This window comes from Dokdonella sp. (assembly GCF_019634845.1).
GTDB lineage: Bacteria > Pseudomonadota > Gammaproteobacteria > Xanthomonadales > Rhodanobacteraceae > Dokdonella_A.
Window position 1 is genome coordinate 45,988 of sequence record NZ_JAHCAQ010000001.1, and the last position, 13,473, is coordinate 59,460.

General features: G+C 68.7%; 11 protein-coding genes. 5 read left to right on the forward strand and 6 right to left on the reverse strand.

Annotated features, from left to right (window positions below; genetic code table 11):
• The first annotated feature begins 23 nt into the window (after positions 1 to 23).
• The 5 genes from accD (at position 24) to KF903_RS00205 (ending at position 4,254) form a co-directional block, all read left to right on the forward strand.
• Positions 24 to 890: an acetyl-CoA carboxylase, carboxyltransferase subunit beta gene (gene accD, locus KF903_RS00185; RefSeq protein WP_291209619.1), complete on the forward strand. Its 867-nt coding sequence runs from the start codon at positions 24 to 26 to the stop codon at positions 888 to 890.
• A gap of 111 nt (positions 891 to 1,001) precedes the next feature.
• Entirely contained in the window at positions 1,002 to 1,571 is a 570-nt protein-coding gene (locus tag KF903_RS00190; RefSeq protein ID WP_291209621.1) for a cytochrome oxidase, read from the forward strand.
• 1 nt (position 1,572) lies between these two features.
• Positions 1,573 to 3,060: a cbb3-type cytochrome c oxidase subunit I gene (locus KF903_RS00195; RefSeq protein ID WP_291209622.1), complete on the forward strand. Its 1,488-nt coding sequence runs from the start codon at positions 1,573 to 1,575 to the stop codon at positions 3,058 to 3,060.
• Entirely contained in the window at positions 3,029 to 3,649 is a 621-nt protein-coding gene (locus KF903_RS00200) for an SCO family protein (RefSeq protein ID WP_291209624.1), read from the forward strand. Before KF903_RS00195 ends, KF903_RS00200 begins: the two co-directional genes overlap by 32 nt.
• A complete protein-coding gene (locus KF903_RS00205) occupies positions 3,646 to 4,254 on the forward strand; it encodes a hypothetical protein (RefSeq protein WP_291209626.1) in 609 nt (202 codons plus the stop codon). Before KF903_RS00200 ends, KF903_RS00205 begins: the two co-directional genes overlap by 4 nt.
• A gap of 49 nt (positions 4,255 to 4,303) precedes the next feature.
• Here KF903_RS00205 and rapA read toward each other — a convergent pair whose 3' ends face one another.
• From rapA to KF903_RS00235, 6 genes are all read right to left on the reverse strand, one after another.
• Positions 4,304 to 7,150 carry an RNA polymerase-associated protein RapA gene (gene rapA / locus KF903_RS00210; protein WP_291209628.1) on the reverse strand — a complete coding sequence of 949 codons (2,847 nt, stop codon included), beginning with the start codon at positions 7,148 to 7,150 and terminating at the stop codon, positions 4,304 to 4,306.
• A 125-nt stretch (positions 7,151 to 7,275) separates the two neighbouring features.
• Complete coding sequence (locus KF903_RS00215) at positions 7,276 to 9,117, reverse strand: choice-of-anchor tandem repeat NxxGxxAF-containing protein (protein ID WP_291209630.1); 1,842 nt, start codon at positions 9,115 to 9,117, stop codon at positions 7,276 to 7,278.
• Between the two features lie 82 nt (positions 9,118 to 9,199).
• Positions 9,200 to 10,009 carry an ABC transporter permease subunit gene (locus KF903_RS00220; protein WP_291209631.1) on the reverse strand — a complete coding sequence of 270 codons (810 nt, stop codon included), beginning with the start codon at positions 10,007 to 10,009 and terminating at the stop codon, positions 9,200 to 9,202.
• Entirely contained in the window at positions 10,006 to 10,992 is a 987-nt protein-coding gene (locus KF903_RS00225; protein WP_345777723.1) for an ABC transporter permease subunit, read from the reverse strand. Before KF903_RS00225 ends, KF903_RS00220 begins: the two co-directional genes overlap by 4 nt.
• Complete coding sequence (locus tag KF903_RS00230; RefSeq protein ID WP_291209633.1) at positions 10,989 to 12,131, reverse strand: ABC transporter ATP-binding protein; 1,143 nt, start codon at positions 12,129 to 12,131, stop codon at positions 10,989 to 10,991. Before KF903_RS00230 ends, KF903_RS00225 begins: the two co-directional genes overlap by 4 nt.
• A 43-nt stretch (positions 12,132 to 12,174) precedes the next feature.
• Complete coding sequence (locus KF903_RS00235) at positions 12,175 to 13,344, reverse strand: polyamine ABC transporter substrate-binding protein (protein WP_291209634.1); 1,170 nt, start codon at positions 13,342 to 13,344, stop codon at positions 12,175 to 12,177.
• Positions 13,345 to 13,473 lie beyond the last annotated feature (129 nt).

Below are 13,473 nucleotides of genomic sequence, written 5' to 3' on the forward strand. Positions count from 1 at the left end.
GATCGCTGGCTACGGAAATTCCCATGAACTGGTTGCAGAAATTGGTCGGTCCGCGTTCGCGCAGCAGCAATGGCACGGCCAAGGGCAAGGTGCCCGAGGGCCTGTGGGAGAAGTGCGACGGCTGTGGCGCGGTGCTGTACAAGCCCGAGCTCGAAGCGGCGCTGATGGTGTGTCCCAAATGCGGCCACCATCATGCGATCCGCGCCCGTGCCCGCCTCGAAGCGCTGTTCGATGCCGGCAGCGCGCGTGAGCTGTTCACGACCCTGGAGGCGACCGACCCGCTCAAGTTCCGCGATTCCAAGAAGTACAAGGAACGCCTGGTCGCGGCGCAGAAGGCGACCGGCGAGAAGGACGCGCTGGTGGCGATGCGCGGCACGCTCAAGTCGTTGCCGTGCGTGGCCTGCGCGTTCGACTTCGCGTTCATGGGCGGCTCGATGGGCTCGGTGGTCGGCGAGAAATTCACGCGCAGTGCCGAACTCGCGCTGGCCGAGCGCATGCCGCTGGTGTGCTTTTCGGCCACCGGCGGCGCGCGCATGCAGGAAGGTCTGTACTCGCTCATGCAGATGGCCAAGACCTCGGCCGCGCTGGCGCGCCTGCGCGAGGCCGGCGTGCCGTTCGTGTCGGTGTTGACCCATCCGACCACGGGTGGCGTGTCGGCCAGCCTCGGCATGCTCGGCGACCTCAATGTCGCCGAACCCAAGGCCCTGATCGGTTTCGCCGGGCCGCGCGTGATCGAGCAGACCGTGCGCGAAACCCTGCCCGAAGGATTCCAGCGTTCCGAATTCCTGCTCGACCATGGCGCGGTCGATCTCATCGTCGATCGCCGCGAACTGCGCGACACGCTGGCGGCACTGCTCGCGATCCTCATGCGCCAACCGCGTGCGGCCTGACGGCTTGGCCCGCCGCGCCACGTCCGCATCGATGCGCAGCCACCTGCCGATTTGACAGCGCGTCCGCCACGAGAGTAGAACCGGACGGTCCGACCGCGAGCGGGAGGGGCCGTGATCTTGCAGAACCTCGTGTGGACCATTGCGCTGACTGGCATGGGCCTGGTTGCGCTGGCTTTCCTCTACGTGATCGTCAACGCCGGCAACCGCATCGACCCGGCGGCGCAGACTGCCGCGCAGCGGCGTAGCGCCGGCCTGCGCAAGGGACTGTTCTGGGCGCTGGTGGCGGTGTTCATCGCCGCCAGCTACGTCAGCCTGCATCGCTTTCCGATCCCGTTGCAGCATGCGGCGCTCGACGCTGCGCAGGTGGTCGACGTGCAGGCGCGCCAATGGTCGTGGCAGCTCAGCCAACCGGGCCAGCAACCGGGCGCGATGCTGCGCCTGACCAGTGGCTCGCCGGTCGAATTCCGCGTCACCAGCGCCGATGTCAACCACGGCTTCGCGATCTACGCGCCCAACGGCCGCATCGCGATCCAGACCCAGGCCATGCCGGGCTTCACCAACAAGATCCTGCACACTTTCACCGAGCCGGGAACCTACCGCGTGATGTGCCTGGAGTACTGCGGGCTCGGCCATGCACCGATGGTGAGTGCGTTCGAAGTCGCCGCAGCGACGGGAGGCTGAGATGGCTGCGTTGACGCTGTATCCGCAATCCGAGCGCCTGCCGCGCGGCGAGCGCATCACCTTCAACCTGTACATGGTCAGCGCGCTGCTGCTGTTCGTGCTGATGATGACGCTCGGCCTCATCATGCGCATGGGGCAGGGGTTGTGGCTGAACGTGCCGCCCGACCTGTTCTACCGGATCCTGTCGATGCACGGTGCCGGCATGGTCGGCACGATGTCGCTGGCGACCACCGCGGTCATGTGGTTCTTCCTGCGCAAGTACGTGACGCTGCACCTGTGGGCCTTCCTCGCCAATTACCTGCTGTTCCTGACCGGTGCGCTCATCATCATCGGCGCGATCTTCATCGGCCGCTATGCCGGGCTGTGGACGTTCCTGTATCCGCTGCCGACCCATCCGATGGGCATGTGGGAAAACAGCGCAGCCGCCTGCTTCATGGTCGGCTACCTGTTCATCGGTGTCGGCTCGCTGCTGTTCTACCTCGATGCCGCCGCCGGCATCATCGCCCGCTATGGCAACTTTGGCCGCGCGATGGGCCTGCAGTGGCTGTTCGGCGGCACCATCGATCCCGACCATCCCAAGACCGTGGTGGCGGGCACGATGGTGGTGATCGCCAACTCGCTCGGCATCCTCGCCGGCGCGGTGGTGCTGGTCATGTATCTCGTCGCGATCGCCTATCCCGGGTTCACGATGAACGCGCTGTACGCGAAGAACCTCACCTACTGGTTCGGGCACATGTACATCAACGCGGCGATCTACATGGGCGTGATCGCCGTCTACGAGCTGCTGGCGCGCTATTCGGGCCGACCCTACGCGATCTCGCGGCCATTCCTGTGGTCATGGGCGGCGAGCTGCGTGTTCGTCATCATCGTGTTCCCGCATCACCTGCTGATGGATTACGCGCAGCCGCGCTGGGTGTCGGTGACAGGCCAGGTGGTGTCCTACCTTGCGGGCTTCCCGGTATTCCTCGTCACCGTGTGGGGCGCGCTCAACAACATCCATCGTTCGGGCATGCGCTGGACCACGCCGGCGCGGCTGATGATCCTGTCGCTGTTCGGTTGGGCGGCCGGCATCGTGCCGGCGATCCTCGACGGCACGATCGGCATCAACCGCGTCATGCACAACACGCAGTGGGTGCCGGGGCATTTCCACTTCTACCTGCTGCTCGGCGTGCTGCCGATGGTGCTTGCGCTGCTGTATCACGTCGTCGGCAGCCGGCGCGGCGCAGCGCCCGATTCGGCTGCCGATCGCATCGGCGTGCCGGTCTATCTCGTCGGCGGCATGGTATTCGCGCTGGCCTTCCTCGATGCCGGCCACATGAGCGTGGCGCGGCGCATGTCATCGCACCTGCCGGCGTGGATCATGAATGACCGCGTCGGCGCGATCGGCGCCAGTCTCGTGCTGCTGGCGATGCTCTACTTCGCCGCGCGCATCATTGCCGGCCTGTTGCGGGCGCCCAGTGTCGAGTCTGCTGCGAACGCTGCTGCTTGACCTGTTCATCGTGGCGGCGGGCGGCGCCACGCTGCACGCCGCCAGCGACGGACTGCGGGCCTTCACCACCGAATCGGCGCGGCGGCTGGCGATCCGCGAGGCGCCGCGTGCGCTGCCGGCGCTCAGGCTGCAGGCCGACGACGGCAGCTTCATCGACCTGCGCGACTATCGCGGGCGCTGGCTGCTCGTCGACTTCATCTACACGCGCTGCCAGAGCTACTGCAGCGTGCTGGGTGGTGATTTTGCGCAACTGCAGGATCGGCTGGCGCAGCCGTTGGCGCAGGGTCGCCTGCACCTGCTCAGCATCAGCTTCGATCCGCAGCACGACGATCCCGCACGGCTCGTCGCGTATCGGCGGCGCTTTGCCGATCGCGGCCACGGCTGGAGCGCGGCAAGGCCCGTCGATGCCGCCGAGCTGGCCACGCTGACGCAGGCATTCGGCATCAAGGTCATCGCCGATGGCCAAGGCGGCTACGTGCACAACGCCTCGATCATGCTGGTCGATCCGCAGGGGCGCCTCGTCGACGTGTTCGACGCCGGTGCAGCCGGCGTGGTGGCAGGCGCGGTGCAGCAATGGCTGCTGCGATGAGCCAGCAGCGTCATGCGCGTGCGCGCGCGGCGATCGCGCTGTTGACCGTGGTGCTGCTGGCGACGCCCCCGCTGCGCCGCACGCTGGAGGCATCGATGACGCTGCAGATGCTCGTGCAGCTGCCGCTGCTGGCGCTGCTCGGCGCTTGGTTGGCGGCGGCGCTGCCGGCACGCCTGGGCACGGCGCTGGCGGCGTGGGATCGCGGCGGCTGCAGCGGGTTGCTGTTGGCCTCGGTTGCCGCGCTGCCATGGATGCTGCCGCGTGCGCTCGATGCCGCCGTGGACCTGCCATGGGTGGCACTGGTCAAGTTCGCCGGCGTGCCCCTGCTGATCGGCGCACCGTTTGCGCTGTCCTGGCCGCGCATGGGCTTTGTGCTGCGCGGGGTGTTCTGCATGGAAGCGGTGGCGACCTGCTTCCGGCTCGGCTGGTTGTACCTCGTCGCCCCGCAGTCGCTGTGCAGCAACTATCTCATCGACGACCAGCGGCGGCTCGGCCAGTGGCTGCTGGCGATTGGCCTGGCGCTGTGCGTGGCGTTGCTCGGCAAGCTGTTGGCCGGGCGCTTCGACACGCGGGGCAGCGGCGCAGACCCGCCAGACCGGCCCTGAACGCGACCGCCGCGCGTCGCCGCAGTGCCTGCGCGCAGCGTGGACGCGATCAGCGCGCGGCGAGATCGCTGCTGCAGACGAAGCGCACGGCGTCGAGCCGCGGCGCGGCCGCGGCCAGCGCCGCACGCAGTGCATCGAGTTCGGCCTCGACGGCGGTGATCTCGTCGCTGCGCACCGCCGGGTTGACCTTGGCCAGCGCCGCCAGCCGCGCGCGCTGGGCGCCGAGCTCGCGCTCGCTCGCGGTCAACGCGGCGCCGATTTCGCTGGCGGCCAGGCGTCGTGCCTCGGTCTCGCAGGCACCGAGCATCGGCGGCACGAGCTTGGCCAGCAGCGGCCGGTAGCGCGCGGCATCGGGTGCCTGCTCGCGCGCACGCACGAGACTGGCCGGGTCGGCCACATAATCCGCGCGTGGGGTCAGGCGCGTGTCGACCACGCTGCGGATCGGCAGCGGTGGCAGGAAGCGGCCCACTTCGAGGCTGCGGTCGGCCACGCATTCGAGCACGAACACGCACTCGAGCAGCGCGCTGCGTGGCGGCAGTGCGGCATCGACGAGGATCGCGGCATTGCCTTGCTCGCTTTCCAGCAGCAGGTCGAGCGCACCGTGCACGAGTGGATGGTCGAGCCGCAGCAGCGGCAATTCTTCGCGCGCCAGCGCGACGGCGCGGTCGAACGTGACCTGTTGCGGGCCATCCTTGAATCCGGCCAGGCCATCGGTGCTGAGGTATTCGGGATCGAGCACGACGCAGCGCGGCGCGGTCTCTTCGCTGTCGATGCCGAACTCCTCGAACAGCTCGAGGATGAAGGCATCGTTGTCGGCATCGGCATCCTGTGCGCGCAGCGCGTCGGCCAGCGCCTGATCGCGCGCCTCGCGTTCACTGGCCAGTTCGAGCAGGCGGTCGCGCCCGCGCTGCACGAGCGCCGACAGCTCACGATGGGCGGCCGCGGTTTCGCCAATGAGCGCGTCGAGCTCGGCATCGGGATCGCCGCCGCCGCGGGCGTGCTGTTCGGCCAGTTCGTGCAGCATGGCGCCGAAGCGACGCAGGATCTCGCGCCCGTCGGCCGGACTCGTCGCCAGCGCATCGAGACCCTCGACGTACCAGCGCAGCAGCGCGTGCTGGGCCGTGCCGGCAAACGCCGCGGCGTGGATCTGGATGTCGTGGCGTTGGCCGATGCGATCGAGGCGACCAATGCGTTGTTCGAGCAGGTCGGGATCGTGCGGCAGATCCCACAGCACGAGCCGATGCGCGAACTGGAAGTTGCGCCCCTCGGAGCCGATTTCCGAGCACAGCAGCACGCGCGCACCGGCGGGGTCGGCGAAGAACGCCGCGTTGCGGTCGCGCTGCATGATGCTCATGCCCTCGTGGAAGCGCGCGAGCCTGGCACCGCTGCGCGTGCGCAGCGCTTCCTCCAGCGCCAGCACCTTGGCCTGGGTGCGGCAGATCAGCAGCAGCTTGTCGCCGGCATGGCGCTCGATGAGCGCGAGCAGCCACGGCAGGCGCGGATCGGCAGCGTAGTCGAGCTCCACCGGCGCGGACTGCTCCTGCGCATCGGCGTGGAATTCGGCGAGCAGGTGCTCGCGCTGCGCCTCGTCGAGGTTGTCGCCGTCGAGCAGATCGAGGCAGGCCACACGGCGCGGGAAGCCACCGATCTGCGCGCGGCGGTTGCGGAACATGACGCGTCCGGTGCCGTGGCGGTCGATCAGCGCGTCGATGAGCGTGCTTGCCAGTTCGCCGCGCGCAGCGTCGTAGCGCGCGAGCAGGTCAGCCAGCTCGTCGTCGTTGGCAAAGCGCGTGGCCAGGAAGGCATGATCGGCGGCGTCGAGCGGCTGCGCCGCGAGCAGGCGCTCGGCCACTGCCGACAGCCGCGTGTAGTCATCACTCTCGGCGATGAAGGCATCGAGATCGGTGTAGCGTGCCGGGTCGAGCAGGCGCAGGCGGGCGAAATGGCCGCTGCGGCCGAGCTGCTGCGGCGTCGCCGTGAGCAGGATGAGGCCGGGCACGTGTGCGGCCAGTTGCTCGACCAGCGCGTAGGCCGGACCACGGTGCTGTGGCGACCATTCCAGGTGGTGCGCCTCGTCGACGACGACGATGTCCCAGCCTGCCGCGCCGACCTGCGCGGCGCGACCGGGGTCGTGGGCGAGCCAGCCGATGTCGGCGATCACGCACTGCTCGTCCTCGAACGGATTGCGCGCAGGGTCGCTGATCGCGATCGCCTCGCAGCGCTCGGCGTCGAACAGCGCGAATGGCAGGTTGAAGCGGCGCAGCAGTTCCACCAGCCACTGCGCAGTGAGGCTGGCCGGCGCCAGCACCAGCACGCGCGCGGCGCGGCCGCTGGCCAGTTGGCGGGCGAGCACCATGCCGGCCTCGATGGTCTTGCCCAGGCCGACCTCGTCGGCCAGCAGCGCGCGCGGCGGTTGCCGGGCGGCGACGATGCCGGCCACGCGCAGTTGGTGGGCGATGAGATCGATGCGCGCACTGGCCAGGCCCCAGGCCGGCGAGCGCAGCGCGGCCGCGCGTCGCCGCAGCGCGGCGAGGCGGAACTCGAAGCGGTGCGGGGCATCGACCCGCGCCGACAGCAGGCGCTCATCGGCGCGCGACATGGGCTGGGTGTCATCCAGTTCGGCTTCGACCAGCGTGCGCTCGGCGCCGTGATAGGTGATGAGTCCGCCGGCTTCGCTGATGCGTTCGACCGCAAAGCTCTGCTTCTGCCCCGAAATCTTCTGCCCGACGCGGAACTGCGCCCGCGTGAGCGGCGCGGCATGGGTGGCATAGCGACGCAGCACGCCGGCGGTGGCGAACAGAATCTGCACGGTGCGACCATCGAGTCGCACCACGGTGCCGAGGCCGAGTTCGGGCTCGGCATTGGAGATCCAGCGTTGACCGGGGATGTAGGCCATGCGTGACAGGCGACGGTAGCGGGCCGCGATTATCCGCCCTCGCCACGCTTACGGGAAGAAAATGCGTGGCGACGAGCGGCGGCAGCATTCGCGCGCGATTCAGGCCGCGGCGCCGACGTGCACGGTCACGGCCCCGGAATACCGACCGCGCGCACCATGTACGCCCCGCCCAGCGGCGAGTTCGGCGGCACGTTCGGCGCGCCGAACGGTGCCGCGGCAAGGTCGTCGATCACGCTGGCGATGTCGGGCGCGTAGAAGAACCAGGACCGGGTGCCGGCGTTGTCGGTGTCTGCACGCGCGGGTTTGTCCTGTCCGCCCATGAGCTTGGCGCTCACGCCGACGAACAGCGCCCCCTGCACGAAGGTCGGCGCGATGTCGACCTCGTGGAAGGTGTTGCCCGACACGGTCGGCACGGCCTGGACGCTGGCCAGCACGTGCGCATTGCGCGGGTCGCCATCGGCATCGGTGTCCTCGAGCAGCCAGAACGTCACCGGGCCGTGCGCGAGCGAGGGGAAGGTCGGCCCGAACGCCGCCTGCAGGCGCGTGATGAGCGCACCGCTGCTGGCGACCGGGAAGTAGTTGCCCCACAGCATGTCGGGGTCGAACGTCGACGGCGGCCCTTGGTTGGTATTGCCGCTGCCATCGTCGAGCGCATACAGGTGCGGCGTCATGTCCTCGAAGCCGTCGCGCAGCAGCGTGTCGTCGACCAGCACGGGCGGACGCTGCGCGTAGGCCACGAACACGCCGCTGCCCCATTCGACCTGGTTGTTGCCTGCGGGGTGCAGTCCGGCCACGAAGGCGATGTCGCCGAAGTCGTTGAGCGCCGGCGCACCGCTGAACACCGGACTGGCGTCGTGCTGGCCGAGTTGGCCTGCGCCGAGGTCGGTGGTGACCGCATCGCCGTTGCCGACCACGCGCACGAGGCCATTGCCGTCGCCGGCGAAGATGGCCTGGCCATTGGCGTCCGCGCCACGGAACACGACCAGTCCGGCCGCGTTGATCGCGGGCGCGAATGCGTCGATCGCGCGCACCATGCCGGTGGGCTCCACGCGCGCGATCTCGCTGGCTGCATAGCCGCTGGCGCCCGGCGTGAAGCGATACACGGCGCGCACGTTGCCGGCCGCCAGCGTCACCACCGCGGCGACCGCATCGGCGTTGTTGAGGGCGAGGCCGTTGTCGAACTTGCTGAACGGCGAGGCTGCATCGGTGGCCTGGTCGGCGACCACGAGGCGGCTGTCGTTGAGGGCACGGAACAGGCGGATTTCGTTGTGGTTGTAGTCGCTGGTGCTGACCTTGACCGCGATGCGTTGGCCGTCATTGGTTGCCGGCGAGTAGAGGTAGGCGTAGGGGCTTGCGGCATCGACGTTGCGGTCGACCGCATACAGTACGCCCGGGTTGAAGCCGGCCAGTGCGATGCCATAGCCGCTGCCGAACGAGCCGCGGAAGCCGATGCTGCGGTCGGCGCCGATGTTGGGGTTGGCCAGTGCCGTCGGGGTCAGCGGCAGCAGGCTCACTGTCGTCGACTGGCCCGTGAGCGGGTCGTAGCGCCGCATCACGTAGGGGCCACCGTCGTCGCTGGTGTAGTAGGCGAGCTTGCCGTGCAGGTTGATGCCGGGGCGATCGGAAATGATCATCGTCGCGTCGGGATCGGCGCTCGTCGATTCATGCACCGAGACGAAGCTGCCGCTGCCATGGCCGCCAAGCCAGATGCCCGCACCGGTGCGCGCGAGGTCGCCGCCGATCGGCACCACGCCCGCGGTGAAGGTCACCTGGCCCGCATCGTTGAGGTTGGCCGAGATGCTGTTGAACGAGGTGCCCGGCGGCACGTTCCAGCCGTTGTCGTTGACGATGAGGTTGCTGCGGGCCTCGAGTTCGACCTGGTCCCACGCCGGCAGCGCGGCCATGAGCGGCAGCGCATGCAGCGACAAGGCGGCGAGCGTGGCGAAGGTCCAGCGTGATACCGGCATGGCGCGCTCCAGTGCGTCATGAACAGGGGATGCCGCGAGCATAACGCCAATGCCCGTGGCGGACTCGGACGTGCTAGGCGTATCAGCGCAGCGGATTGGCGTTGCGGCGTCCCATCACCAGCGTCGCGGCGACGATGAGGCTGGTGACGACGAGCACGATGAGCGTGGCCAGCGCGTTGATCTCGGGCGTGACGCCGAACTTGACCTTGGAGTAGATCAGCATCGGCAGCGTGGTGGAGCTGGGTCCCGACACGAAGCTCGCCACCACGAGGTCGTCGAGCGACAGCGTGAAGGCGAGCAGCCAGCCCGCGGCCAGCGCGGGAAAGATCACCGGCAGCGTGACGAGGAAGAACACCTTCCACGGCCGCGCGCCGAGGTCGAGCGCGGCTTCCTCGAGGCTCTCGTCCATCTGCGCGAGGCGCGACTGCACGATCACGGTGACGTAGGCGCAGCAGAAGGTGGTGTGGGCGATCGTGATCGTCATGAGCCCGCGACCGGCAGGCCAGCCGATCCATTGCTGCAGGCCGACGAAGAGCAGCAGCGCCGACAGGCCGAGCATGACCTCGGGCATGACCAGCGGCGCGCTGGTCATCAGCGACAGGAGCGGGCGCGCGCGCAGGCGCTGGAAGCGCGTGAACGCGACCGCGGCCAGCGTCCCGATCGCGACCGCGAGGGTGGCCGCCATTGCCGCGACGAGCAGGCTGCGGCCGGTCGCCTGGAGGATCGTCTCGTTGTGGAACAGCGCGCCGTACCAGCGCGTCGAGAAGCCGCCCCACACCGTCACGAGGCGCGAGGCGTTGAACGAGTACAGGACGACCGAGAAGATCGGCAGGTACAGGAAGGCATAGCCGAACGCCATCATCGTGAACACGAAGGTCGAGCGCTGCCTCATCGCCGCGCCTCCTGCGCGCCGCGCCGCGCCTGCAGGTGTTCGAACAGCAGTGTCGGGATCACGATGAGCAGCAGGATCGCCATCGCCACCGCCGAGGCCAGCGGCCAGTCGCGGCTCTGGAAGAACTCGGTCCACAGCACGCGGCCGATCATCAGCGAATCGGGTCCGCCGAGCAGGTCGGGGATCACGAACTCGCCGACCGCGGGGATGAACACCAGCAGGCTGCCGGCGATCACGCCCGGCAGCGCGAGCGGGAAGGTGACGCGCCAGAACGCGCGCATCGGCTTGCAGCCGAGGTCGAAGGCGGCTTCGAGCAGGCTGCGGTCGTGCTTGAGGAGCGTCGCGGTGAGCGGCAGCACCATGAACGGCAGGTAGGAATAGACGATGCCGATGTAGACCGCGGTGTTGGTGTAGAGGATGTGCAGCGGCTCGTCGATGACGCCGAGCCACAGCAGCAGGTTGTTGAGCGGCCCCTGGTCCTTGAGCAGGCCGATCCACGCGTAGATGCGGATGAGGAAGCTGGTCCAGAACGGCACGATGACCATCGTGAGCAGCGGCAGGCGCCAGCGCGTGCTCGCGCGCGCGATGCCCAGCGCCATCGGAAAGCCGATCATGAGGCACAGCAGCGTCGAGATCGCCGCGGTCTTGAGCGAGTTGAGGTAGGCGCTCAGGTACAGGCCGTCCTGCCACAGCCGCCGGTAGTTGTCGAGGTTGAAATGCAGCTCAAGCTGCCAGCCCTGGGTGAAGGTGACGATGCTCGAGTACGGCGGCTGCGCGTTCGGGTCGATCGTGGTGAGGCTGATCCTGGCGACGATGAGGAAAGGCAGCAGGAAGAACAGGCCGAGCCACAGCATCGGGATGCCCGCGACCACGAGGCGGCCGCGCCGCTGGCGCAGCTCGCGGCCGAGCACGCCGATGCGCTGCACCAGCGCGCTGAACACGAGGTTCCAGAAGCCGAGCCAGTTGAAGCCGCTGCCGTTCACGCGGTGAGCACCACGCCATCGTCGGGATCCCACGACAGCCACAGCTCGTCGTCCCAACTGTAGTGCGGGCGCGAATAGCGCGCCTCGTGGGTGATCTGGATGCGTACCACCTGGCCGTGGTCGGTGGCGACGTGGTAGATCGACACGTCGCCGAGGTAGGCGATCTCGACCACCTTGCCGTGCACGGCGTTGCGGCGGTCGGTCGGGCGCGTGTCATGCACGCTGACCTTCTCGGGCCGCACCGCCACCGTCACCGGCGTGCCGATCGGCAGCGGATCGCCGTGGTACATGAGGAAATCGCCACCCAGCGCCTCGCAGTGGAACACCAGGTCCTCGCCCTGCTGCTGCGAGACGCGCCCGTCGAACAGGTTGACGGCGCCGATGAAGCCGGCGACGAAGCGGTTGGCGGGGAACTCGTACAGCTGCGCGGGCGTGGCCACCTGCACGATGCGCCCGGCATCCATCACCGCGACGCGGCTCGACATCGTCATCGCTTCTTCCTGGTCGTGGGTGACCGTGATGAAGGTGATGCCGATGCGCTCCTGGATGCCGACGAGTTCGAACTGGGTTTGCTCGCGCAGCTTGCGATCGAGCGCGCCGAGCGGCTCGTCGAGCAGCAGCAGTTTGGGCTGCTTGGCCAGCGCGCGCGCGAGCGCCACGCGCTGGCGCTGGCCGCCCGACAACTGGTCGGGCTTGCGCCGGCCGTAATCCTTGAGCTGCACGAGATCGAGCATCGCGGCGACGCGGTCGGCGATCTCGCCGCGCGCCATGCGTTCCTGGTGCAGGCCGAAGGCGACGTTCTGGGCGACGTTGAGGTGCGGGAACAGGGCGTAGCTCTGGAACATCATGTTGACCGGGCGCTCGTAGGGCGGCAGGTCGGTGATGTCCTCGCCGCCGAGCACGATGCGCCCGCGATCGGGCGTTTCGAGCCCGGCGAGGATGCGCAGCAGCGTGCTCTTGCCGCAGCCCGAGCCGCCGAGCAGCGAGAAGAACTCGCCCTGGTAGACCTCGGCGCTGACGTCATCGACCGCGTAGGTCTGGCCAAAGGTCTTGGTGACGTTGCAGATGCGCAGGAACGGCTGCGCACCGGGTTGCTGCCATGGTTCGATCGGGGCCTGGCGGCGACCGGGTTGCGCCATCGTCGGATCTCCGGGCTCGGCTGCGTGGGCGGGGCGGCGCGCGTCAGCGCCCGGACTTGATGCGCGTCCAGGTGCGCACGCGCTCGCGCTGCGCCTCGTCGGGGAGCGTCGCCGGGTCAACCAGCTTGGCCATCGTCGCCGCGCTCGGGAACACCGCCGGGTCGCTCGCGATCGCGGGCTCGACGAGCGCCTTGGCCTCGAGGTTGGGACTCGCGTAGTTCACGAAATCGGTGATCGCGGCCGACACCTTGGGTTCGAGCAGGTAGTTGATGAAGCGGTGAGCGTTGTCCTTGTGGGTCGCGTCAGCCGGAATCGCGATCACGTCGAGCTGGCGCAGGCTGCCTTCGCTGGGCACCACATAGGCGACCTCGATGCCGTTGCCCGCTTCCGCCGCGCGGTCGCGCGCCTGCACCACGTCGCCCGAGTAGCCGTGCGCGATGCACACGTCACCATTGGCGAGGTCGTTGATGTACTGGCTGTTGTTGAAGTAGCGCACGTACGGGCGGATGCCCGCGAACAGGTTGGCCGCCGCCTCGAGGTCGGCCGGGTTGGTCGAGTTGGGATCCTTGCCGAGCGCGAACAGCGCCGCGGCGAAGCCTTCCTGGTCGTCGTCGAGCATGGCGATGCCGCACGACTTGAGTTTTTCGGCGACCTTGGGGTTGAACAGTTGCGCCCACGAATCGAGCACGAAGTCGGCGCCGAGCGCGGCCTTGAGCTTGGCCGGGTTGTAGCCGATGCCGGTGGTGTGCCACATGTAGGGCACGAGGTGGGCGTTGCCGGGGTCGATCGTGGCGAGGCTCGCCAGGATCGCCGGATCGAGCTTGTCCCAGTTGCCGAGCTTGGCCTTGTCGAGCGGCGCGTACAGCCCGGCCGCGAGTTGGCGCTGCGCGAACGGGCGCGCGGTCGGGAACACCACGTCGTAGCCGGAGTTGCCGACCTTGAGCTTGGCGTCGAGCACCTCGTTCTCGCTGTAGACGTCGTAGGTGACCTTGATGCCGGTGTCGCGCTCGAAGTCGGGAATCGTCGATTCGGCGATGTAGTCGGACCAGTTGTAGACGTTGAGCCTGTTGTCGGCGGCCGGTGCGGCAGGCTGGCTCGCCGCCGACGTGTCGGCCGCGGTCGAAGCGGGCGCGGTGCCGTCGGTGGCGGTGCCGCCGCAGGCGGCGAGCACGAGCGGCAGGAGCAGGCTGGCAGGGCCAAGGCGAAGCGTCATCGGTTTTCCCCAGGATGCGTTGGCGGGAGCGTGCCGGCGGCGGCTGGCGTGCAGGCAGGGCCGTAGCATCGGGCCAATGCGCCGCCGGAGCAATCCCCGTTCGACCATCGGCCCACCCAATCCGGCGGT